The 9,224-nt window shown below is 69.8% G+C and carries 9 protein-coding genes and 2 pseudogenes; 7 read left to right on the forward strand and 4 right to left on the reverse strand.

The genetic code is table 11. The features are described from left to right. The first annotated feature begins 1 nt into the window (after position 1). From ACZ4V6_RS30405 to ACZ4V6_RS30415, 3 genes and pseudogenes are all read left to right on the forward strand, one after another. Positions 2-205, forward strand: a complete 204-nt coding sequence (locus ACZ4V6_RS30405) for a ferredoxin (RefSeq protein WP_467833653.1) — start codon at positions 2-4, stop codon at positions 203-205. Positions 206-1,334: 1,129 nt separating this feature from the next. Next, positions 1,335-1,706: a hypothetical protein gene (locus ACZ4V6_RS30410; protein ID WP_467833655.1), complete on the forward strand. Its 372-nt coding sequence runs from the start codon at positions 1,335-1,337 to the stop codon at positions 1,704-1,706. A 61-nt stretch (positions 1,707-1,767) separates the two neighbouring features. Beyond that, positions 1,768-1,902, forward strand: a pseudogene (locus ACZ4V6_RS30415) (IS3-like element ISRhosp1 family transposase); the annotation flags it as partial. A gap of 339 nt (positions 1,903-2,241) precedes the next feature. On the opposite strand, the gene ACZ4V6_RS30420 reads toward ACZ4V6_RS30415, so the two are convergent. Continuing rightward, a complete protein-coding gene (locus ACZ4V6_RS30420) occupies positions 2,242-3,441 on the reverse strand; it encodes a serine hydrolase domain-containing protein (RefSeq protein ID WP_467833657.1) in 1,200 nt (399 codons plus the stop codon). A gap of 761 nt (positions 3,442-4,202) precedes the next feature. After that, entirely contained in the window at positions 4,203-4,799 is a 597-nt protein-coding gene (locus ACZ4V6_RS30425) for a TetR/AcrR family transcriptional regulator (RefSeq protein WP_467833658.1), read from the reverse strand. A 168-nt stretch (positions 4,800-4,967) separates the two neighbouring features. Here ACZ4V6_RS30425 and ACZ4V6_RS30430 point away from each other — a divergent pair, with 168 nt between their 5' ends. The 3 genes from ACZ4V6_RS30430 (at position 4,968) to ACZ4V6_RS30440 (ending at position 7,396) form a co-directional block, all read left to right on the forward strand. After that, positions 4,968-5,933: an alpha/beta hydrolase family protein gene (locus tag ACZ4V6_RS30430; protein WP_467833660.1), complete on the forward strand. Its 966-nt coding sequence runs from the start codon at positions 4,968-4,970 to the stop codon at positions 5,931-5,933. A gap of 420 nt (positions 5,934-6,353) precedes the next feature. Further along, complete coding sequence (locus tag ACZ4V6_RS30435; protein ID WP_467833662.1) at positions 6,354-6,704, forward strand: hypothetical protein; 351 nt, start codon at positions 6,354-6,356, stop codon at positions 6,702-6,704. A 62-nt stretch (positions 6,705-6,766) separates the two neighbouring features. Then, the gene (locus ACZ4V6_RS30440; RefSeq protein WP_467833664.1) at positions 6,767-7,396 is read left to right on the forward strand and encodes a hypothetical protein; all 630 of its coding nucleotides are present in this window, start codon (positions 6,767-6,769) and stop codon (positions 7,394-7,396) included. A gap of 70 nt (positions 7,397-7,466) precedes the next feature. On the opposite strand, the gene ACZ4V6_RS30445 is transcribed toward ACZ4V6_RS30440, so the two are convergent. Beyond that, positions 7,467-8,072 carry a hypothetical protein gene (locus tag ACZ4V6_RS30445; RefSeq protein WP_467833666.1) on the reverse strand — a complete coding sequence of 202 codons (606 nt, stop codon included), beginning with the start codon at positions 8,070-8,072 and terminating at the stop codon, positions 7,467-7,469. A 15-nt stretch (positions 8,073-8,087) separates the two neighbouring features. After that, positions 8,088-8,225, reverse strand: a pseudogene (locus ACZ4V6_RS30450) (NucA/NucB deoxyribonuclease domain-containing protein); the annotation flags it as partial. Positions 8,226-8,242: 17 nt separating this feature from the next. On the opposite strand from ACZ4V6_RS30450, the gene ACZ4V6_RS30455 reads away from it, so the two are divergent. Continuing rightward, positions 8,243-9,092, forward strand: a protein-coding gene (locus ACZ4V6_RS30455; RefSeq protein ID WP_467833672.1) for an IS5 family transposase whose coding sequence is annotated in 2 segments (ribosomal slippage) — positions 8,243-8,602 and positions 8,604-9,092 — 849 coding nt in all. Because the reading frame shifts where the segments join, the coding sequence is not laid out codon by codon here. Positions 9,093-9,224 lie beyond the last annotated feature (132 nt).

The following is a 9,224-nucleotide window of genomic DNA, read 5'->3' on the forward strand; positions in this document are numbered from 1 at the left end:
CATGTTCAGGATCGCGGTGGACTCCGAGAGGTGCTGCGGGGCAGGCACCTGTGTGCTGATCGCCCCGGAGGTGTTCGACCAGACCGACGACGAGGGCCTGGCGTTCGTCGTGTGCGGGGAACCGGGCCCCGAGCAGGCGGACTCGGTCTACGAGGCCGCACGCGCCTGCCCGCGCGGCGCGATCACGGTCACGGAAGAGGACTGAGGCGAGGGGGTGTCCGGACTCGACGCGGAGACAGCCGCTGAGGGAACCGACCGGAAGCGGGCAGAAGACCCCTCCCGGGCCTTCGGCGGTGCCCGGCGATGTCGTCGGGGTCGAAGCCGGTGCCGGGAGCGACCGGGCCGTCCACGGTGACGCCCGCCGCGTGGACGCCGGAGGAGCCGTACTGCCGGCCGAGCAGCGCGATCGGGGCCCGGACGCCCGCCATGTCCGAGGAGAGGCTCACGTACTGCGGCTCGGGCCCGGGCGTGCCGCCCGTGGCACGAAACGTCCCGCCCCCTCGCGCCGCCGTCATCGGCGCGAGGCGTGCCGCGGCATCGAGTGCGCCGACCACGTGCCCTCTCAGGACGAGCCCACCCTCTCCTACGAGGAGTTCCGCGCCCTGTGCGGGGCTCCCGACGTCCAGCACAAGGTCGCCGAGATCGAAGCGGCCGCCCGCCGGCGCACGGAGCAGGCCGCCACGGCCCTCGCCGCACCCCTCCTCCACGGCCCGGCGACCCGCGCCGGCCGCCCAGGCGCCCCCGGCGCCGCACACCAGGCCCGGCCGGCCCGGACGCCCCCGCAGCCCCCCGCCGGGCCTGCGCCCGTAGGGGCGGCCGCCTCGGCAACGCGTACGGCACGGGCGCGAGCGGCGTGTCCGTGGCTGCGGTACCCGTTCGGGGAGGTGACGTGGCAGCGCCAGGAGGGCATCCAGTCCGTGCCTCGTGTGTGCCCCGCATGGGGATGCCGTGGCGCTTCTGACAGCCGTGCCACGGCATCCCGTCCCCGGCACCGCGCGGAAGGGCACCGGTGGTCGCCGGCCGGTACGACCATTGCACCCACACGGGGGGCGCACTCACCGAACCCCCGACAGCGCCCCCTCACGTGCCGTTACCAACAGCCCATGCCCACCGTTCGCTGCGCGGCCCGGCCGCCGCCACCCTCGCCGTCCCGCCCCCACCACCACTGCTCCCACCCACGTCTCGCAGACACCTCCACTGGAGCCTTGCCGCCGACGACGCGGAGGCGGCAGCCCTGGCCGGGACGACGGCCGGCTGCCCGGAGCAGACCGTGACATACGAGTCGGCCCCGCAATCGGCGGGGTGAGACCGTGCACGCGAACAAGGAGAGACTCATGATCACAGCACGAAGGGCAGGGGGACGGATCGCCACCCTCACGGCTTCCCTCACCGTCGCCGGCGGGCTGCTGCTGGCGACCGCGGCGCCTGCGAGTGCCGAAGTGAAGTCCACCTGCGGCACCTACATCTGCGTCGCCACCGCCTACCAGGGCCGCGACTACGTCCAGGACATCACCGTCACCACACGGGACGGCCTGCCGGGAACGCTGCGCGCGTTCGTCGGCGACTACCGGGCAAGCAAGGCGAACGCCTCGCGGTGGCGGTTCGTCGTCGACCGGGAGATCAGGGCGTACCCGAGGCTGGCCGTCTGCGGCGGCCTCGACCGCGGCGGCCGGGTCATCGAGAACCACTGCGTGATGATCCCCTGAAGCCCGCACGGTTCCCTCGTCTCGACACCACGAGTCCCGAGGAGAACTGCCGTGACCTCCCGAGGCCCGCCTGGAACTGTTCCGCTGGAGGTCGTACTACGACCGACGTCACCGGCACTTCGTACTCGGCCGCCTCACACCGGTCGAGTGCGAACAGCGCCTGATCACATCACATGCTCTGTCACTCGCCGTGTGAAACCCGGTGTCCGCTTCCGGGGATCAGCCTCACTCGTTCCCGCGCGCGGCCAGGCAGTCGAAGAAGTCATCCCGGAAATGTGGTGTCACCGTGAACGCTTCGCGCCGTGCATTGTGGTGCAGAAGGGTCATTTCTTCGCGGCCTCCGTGCTGATCAAGTGCCTCTCTGGTCGGAGCACAGGATCAGCACGGAGGCCGCGTTCGCATCCTCGGAACCCTCGTACGAGCGGCCACGGCCGGGGCGTTTTCCGACATGCGGCTCTCCGGGGCGGCCGGCGGACCGGGCGGACTGTGCGGGTTGGTCGCAGCGGCTTCGTTCAGCGTGGTTGGCGGGTGCTGTTCATGGGGACATCGACGATCGACGAGCGGAGCACAGCGCGCGGTCGACGAGAGCCGTAACGTCCTGCATCTGCCGGGTGGCGCTGTTTTCATCGCCCGGTCGGCTGTGCAAGGAGACCGTGACGGTAGTCCGGCCGTCCGGGGTCGTGGCAGGCCACACCAGATATCCGAATCCGTCGCCGCTGTGCCCCCAGGACCCGCCTCCGCAGGACAAGGGCGTCCAGAACAGGCCGAGCCCGTCACGCGTGCCCGGTGGGAAGCCACGATCGGCGGGGACTTCGATGGTGCGCTGCATCTCGGCCAGCTGGTCGGGGGCCAGGAGCCTGCCTTGCAGCAGCGCCGTGAAGAACCTGTTGGTGTCCGCGGCCGTACTGATCATCGACCCGTCGGCATCGGCGTCGAAAGGCAGGTAGGCAACGGTGGTGTCGGTCATGACACCACCCGGCTCGAACTGCTGATAGTCCTGGGCATGCGGGCCGGGCAGGAACGGCCGGTTGCCGGGTGTGAGAGTGCGGGTGAGCCGCAGCGGACGGATGATCCTGGCCCGGACCTCGTGCTCCCATGAACGGCCCGTGACCGCCTTGATGACCATGCCGAGGAGAACATAGTTGGTGTTGGAGTACTCCCAGCCGGCACCGGGCGCGAAGGACGGCTGGTGCTTCATCGCAAGAGCCACACGCTGCCGGGAGGTGTAGGTGGTCCAGCGGTTCGCGCGGTATCCGGCGGCGCTGAGATCGGGGACGACGTCGCCGATGTAGTCGGGCAGCCCGCTGGTGTGCTGGAGCAGCTGACGCAACGTGACGTGGTGCCCGTCATTGCCATGGCCGCGGACCAGGCCGGGCAGCCAGGTGTCCACCGTGTCGTCCAGCGACAGGCGGCCTTCACCGACGAGCTGGAGCAGTACGACCGCGACGAACGTCTTCGTGGCGCTGCCGATCCTCAGATAGCCGTCCATGACCACGGGCCGCCCGGTGCTGAGATCACCGACCCCGCTGCGAACGGACCGCACTCCGTGGGGCGTCTCCAGCCTCACCGACACGCCTGTGACGCCGTCGTCCCGCAGGGCGTCGACAGCGCGCTGCAATGGGGAGAGGCGATCGGAAGCCGCCGCTTCGGACTCTGCCGGAACGCATGACACCAGAAGGGCGACAGCGAGCACGGTCACTGTCCGGCGACTGATCCGACTCCGCATGATCGACATAAGGCAACGCTAAGAACGGCATGCTCCGCAAACCATCCGGCCACCCAGAGTCCCTGTGGTCGGGATCTCCCCAGTGCACGTGGGCAGTTACGTTTGGATCATCGAGCGGACCACCGGAGGAAGACGGCTGCGATGGGGAGGAGTCCGGCCGGGCAGACGGTCCCGGTCTTCTCGTAGCGGGTGGCGACCCGCGCCACTGCTCGAGGCGCGCCCCGACGGCGCAGCCACCCCGGATGCCCGCGGTCCTGGCCGAGCACACCCCCGTGCGGACAGCACAGTCCAAGCCGACGGGCCGGCCTCCTGGCCGGTCGGCGTTCGAGGACGAGTGACCTGATGCCGACCCGGCTGAGGTATCAGGAGGGGACTTCGGCGCCGCCCCGGCTCGGAGGGCGTCAAGGACGGCATCGTGGAGCTGCCGCAGACCGTCGCGGTGGGGGAGTGGGGCGGGACTGCCGGTGAGGGTGTACCACTCGGAGGCGTCGGTGTACTGGACGGCGACGGCCACCTGGCCGTCGGGTCGCAGGGTGGTGGCAACGGTGAGGCCGCCGGTGACGACACCGATGGCTTTGTCCACGAGTCACGACAGCGGATGTTCACGACGTCGAGCAGCGTCCTTGTGATGTCGTGTTCGATGTCCATGAGAAACGACAGCACCGGTTCAGGGGTGCTGCTGCCTGCCGGCGTCTCCGGCTGTTGGGAGGCGGCCGCTCGGCTCGCGTGGGCGTCGTGGAGAGGCCGGGTCGCGATGTCGCTCGTCGGCATCAGGAGGCATGAGGTCGCTGGAGTCCCTGGAGGAGAAGGGCGATCAGGCGTCGGGGGTCGTAGCGGGGGTCGTTGTCGCGTCCGATGCAGAGGTTGCCGATGCCGCGCATCAGCTCGTACGGCTGCGTGCCGGGCCTGATGTCGCCGGCCTCGACCGCGGCGTCAAGCAGTCGGGCACAGACGGGCAGCAGGCGGTCGAGGAAGTAGGCGTGCAGCGCGGCGAAGCGGTCGTCGTCGGACTGCAGGGCGTCGGCGAGTCCGTGCTTGGTGACCAGGAAGTCGACGAAGAGGTCGATCCACTGGCGCAGTGCTTCGAGTGGGGAGCCGGCACTGGCCAGCAGGCTCGGGCCGGCCTCGGCGCATGCCTCGATCTGGTGCTGGTAGACGGCTGTGACGAGATCCGCCCGGGTCGGGAAGTGGCGGTAGATCGTGGCCATCCCGACGCCCGCCCGTGCCGCGATCTGGCGGATCGGCGCGTCGACGCCGGAGGTGAGGAACACCTCGGCGGCGGCAGCGAGCACCGTCCGCCGGTTGCGCTGGGCGTCGGCCCGCTTGCCTCGGGACGGCGAATCCCCTGCCGGGCTCTCAGTGGTCATCACGTGTTCCTTCCGTGCCGGTTGACAAAACGGAGCATCGCTCCGAATACTAAATGGAGCGGTGTTCCGTTTCAGGCTAGCCGAAACGGGACGCTCCTGACCGCCATGCCGCCCGCCGGTCGCAGGAGACCGGCGGGCGGCATGTGCCACCGAAAGGGAACCCACATCGTGAGCACACCCACCGCCACCAGCACCGACGCCTTGGGCACGCCCGTCCCGGTCCTGTCCTTCAGCCCCGTAGTCCTCTCCGTGCCCGGACGTCCCGTGGACCTCCAGATGCGCGTCTCCGTGCCCGCGACCGGAACCGGCCTCCCCGTCATCCTCCTCTCCCACGGTCACGGCCCCTCGAACAACCTCTCCTCGCTCAACGGCTACGCGCCGCTCGCCAACTTCTGGGCCGCTCACGGATTCACCGTCATACAGCCCACCCACCTCACCTCCCGGACACTGAGCCACCTGGTCGCCGGCGCCCCCGGCGCACCCGACTTCTGGCGCTCCCGCGCCGAGGACATGACCCACATCCTCGATCGGCTCGACGTGATAGAGCGCACCGTGCCGCAGCTCGCGGGGCGGATCGACCCCACCAAGGTCGCCGTCGTCGGACACTCGCTCGGCGGCTTCACCGCCGCCCTCCTGCTGGGCGCCGGGCTCAACGACCCCGACACCGGCAACGTGGTCCACCTCGCCGAGCCCCGGATCAAGACAGGCGTACTGCTCGCCGCGCCCGGCAGAGGCGGCGAAGTCCTCAACGGGCCCATGGCTGAGCAGTGGCCGATCATCGGGGCCGTCGACTTCTCCACCATGACCGCACCCGTGCTGGTCGTCGCCGGCGACAAGGACGATTCCCGGCACTTCACAGACATGGGGCCGGACTGGCACGCCGACCCCTACACCCTCGCCCCTGGCCCCAAGACCCTGCTCACCCTGTTCGACGCGGAGCACGGGCTCGGCGGGATCGCCGGATACGACGCCGCCGAGACCACGGACGAGAACCCCGAGCGAGTCGCCGCCCTCGCCCGGCTCACCGCGGCCTACCTCAGCACCCAGCTTCATCCCGGTACCCCTACGTGGCCGAAGGAGTGCGAGGCACTGACGACCGGCCCCGACCCGGTAGGACGAGTCACATCCAAGTAAGCCTCCCGCCCCCACAGTCAGCCTGCCGGGCGAGGCGGAAAAGGCGCGTCGGGACAGAGTCGGCGGACTCGTACTCGACGACGGTGTCCGGGCAGCCGGCCGCCACGGTCTGAAGTGCCCTGGCACCCAGGACCGTCGGCCGCAACAGGCTGTCTCCGCGCTGCCCGGACTCCTGCCCCGTTCGCATCGCAGCCGACCGCGCACCCTGCTCAAACCGGTGGACAACCGCTGCCGGTACTCGTGGACAGAGCCACCCAGGGATGCCGAAACGCCGGCCAACTCCACCGGGAGGCACGCAACCAGGGCTTTCCAGGAGACCGGAGCATGGTCAACTCCTACGTCCGTCTACTGAAGCAGGGCACCGTCACAGCGCCACCGCCCCCGGCACTGCCGAAACCCGGGAGAACCCTGCGCTGGATCATGAGCCGCCCTGAGCGCCTTCACCCCGACGAGGCCGTGGGCTTGAAGGAGGTCCGGGCGACCCGCCCCGAACTCGACGCCGCAGTCGAGTACGGCAGAGCCTTCGGCGCGCTCATGCACGATCACCGCGGCGAAGACCTCGAAGGATGGATCGAGCAGGTCAGACAGCACGATCTGCCCACCCCGCGGCAGTTCGCCGACGGACTCCTCCACGACCGGGACGCGGTCGTCGCCGGCCTGTCGAGCGCCTGGAGCTCCGGCCAGGGGACCAGGGTCAAGCTTCTCAAACGCGCCGGCCACGGCAGGGCCAGACTCGACCTCATCCGCACCCGCACCCTCCTCCGGCCGTGAGACAGACCCCCGAACCGGGCGGATGGTCCGATCCGGAAGTGAGGTGGGCCGGAGCGCGCCGCGTGACGAGCGACGATGACACCCTGAACTCGATCAGGAGGCACCGTGACCTCGCTGAGCTGCTATGGAACGTCTGTGAGTTCGATCTCTCGCGCGGAGACCACGGCGAGCCTGTCCGGCTGTCGTCCGGGCTTGCCCTGGAGGGCGTGGCCGGCGACTTCACCGGCGGGACACTCTTCCTCTGTGGTGAGGACCGTACGGCACGGCCCGTGCTGTACGCCGACTCCGAGGGACAGACCGGTCCGATCGGCCACAACCTCGTCGAAGCACTGCAGATCATGGTGGGGCTGCCGTCTTGGCGGGACTGCCTGAAGTTCTCCGGAGCCGGCGACCTGGCGGTCATGCGGACGGCCGCCGATCACCTTGGCCGCGACGAGCGCCGGGACGGACCGGAGCTCGGTGCCGAGCGGATTCGCCTTGCCGCCGCACTGGACCTGGAACTCGCACCCGCCCCGTCCTGCTGGCCGGTCTGCATGCGGCGGTTTCCGCCACCGTGCCTGACTTCGTGCTCACCTTCCGGCCGCCGCGGCCAGCGACCGAAGCCGGTTCCCCGACTACGGGACACGGGGGCGGGCCGAAATGCTTGTCATTCGGGATGCCCGGCGCGCTGCGGTGCGGAATCGATCCGCTGAGGGCTCGCTGCGCAGAGGACCGTTGCAGGCGGGTTCGGATGTGGCGACGTCCGCAGTTCCGTTCGCAGGATCATCGGTCGTCTTCAACGTCCAGCGGGGACGGGTCGCTTTCCCAAGCCAGATCGAGAACGTACCGTTCGGTGTGCGGGGTGTGTCGCCAGTCGTCCGCCAGGCGGGCTTCCGGCCCGGACGCAGCCAGATCGCGCAGTGTCGCTTCGTGATAACTGCCCATGGCCTGGCGGCCGGTCCACCAGGCCGTTCCCCGGTACACACCTGGACGGGGCAAGGTCATGTCCCCGGCGGGACCGTAGCCGAGTTGGTTGATGACCAGGGTTCCGGTCCCGGACTCGAGGGTGACGGCGACGTGGCCTTCGGCGTCGTCCGGAGCAGGGGGCGGTGCGTCCCAGATGCGGATGTCGACCTGGGCGGGGATGTCGGCCTGAAGGCTGTAGAGGTACAGGTGGTAGCCGTTGCCGGCCACCACCTGCCGGCGTGCGGCGTCCATGGCGGCTGCGTCGTCGAGGCAGGCGTCGGCGTCATACACCTCGATGAAGCGACGGCCTGGAACGGCGTTGACGCTGTACTCGGACAGGAGCCCCATGAACGGGCCTTTCTCCCAGCGGGTGATCTTCACGTAGAACGGGTCGCCGTCCAGCGTCCGGTTGAGGGTATACATCGTGTCGAGTCGGCGTCCTCCTTCCTCATTGACGGTCCCCTCGACCAGGCGGACGGAGTACCGGTCGTCGCCCTTGTCCGACCCTTCCTTGGTCGAAGCGAAGGGGCACTCGTCGCACTGCAGGGACGTCCCGCTGTAGGCCGTTTCGTTCAGATCATCCGATCGTTGGTCTGGTTGTGTCGTTGACTGACGCGCAGTGGGCGCGGATCGAGCCGTTACTTCCGGCCCGGACGCCGAAGCGGGGTGGGCGGTGGCGGGACCACCGTGAGGTGATCGACGCGATCGCCTGCAAGTTCCAGGCCGGGACGCAGTGGAGGTATCTGCCGGAGAAGTTCGGCAACTGGCGGGGTGTCTGCAACCGGCTGCGGAGGTGGGCCGCGGACGGCACGTGGGAGCGCGTGTTCACCGCGCTCATGACCCAGGCCGATGAGGAGGACGACCTCGACTGGGTGGTCTCGGTGGACTCCACGATCGCCCGTGCCCACCAGCATGCCGCCGGGGCCCGCAAGAAGGGCCCCGGCAGGCGAGCCGGCGCACCATGCCATCGGCCGGTCCCGCGGAGGACTGAGCACCAAGATCCACCTCGCGGCCGACGACCGCTGCCGCCCCTTGGCCTTCTTCCTGACCGGCGGACAGGCCAACGACGCGCCGGCCTTCACCGAGGTGATGGCACGCCTGCGTGTCCCGCGGCGCCGGGACAGGCCCCGCACCAGACCCGACGCAGTCCTGGCGGACAAGGCGTCTTCATCCCGCGCGATCCGCGGGCCCCTGCGCAGTCGCCGCATCCGGGCCGTCATCCCGGTCCGGGCCGACCAGAACGTCCACCGGCTGAGGCGCGGCAGCCGGGGCGGGCGCCCACCTGCCTTCGACCGAGAGGCATACAAGCAGCGCAACACCGTCGAGCGGTGCATCAACCGTCTCAAGCAATGGCGAGGGATCGCCACCCGCTACGAGAAGACCGCGACCATTTACCTGGCCGGCCTCCACGTCGCCGGCATCTTCCTCTGGTCAGCCCGCTGATCCAAACGAAACGGCCTAGTCCTCGTGGAGCTCGGCCTGGAGGCGGCGGGAGGGGCGGAAGGCGTAGAGGTCGAGGACGGCGGGTGGGTCGGTTATGCCGGGTCCGCCGTCCTTGACCCAGGAGGCGATGTC

This window comes from Streptomyces sp. NPDC029152 (genome assembly GCF_055564355.1).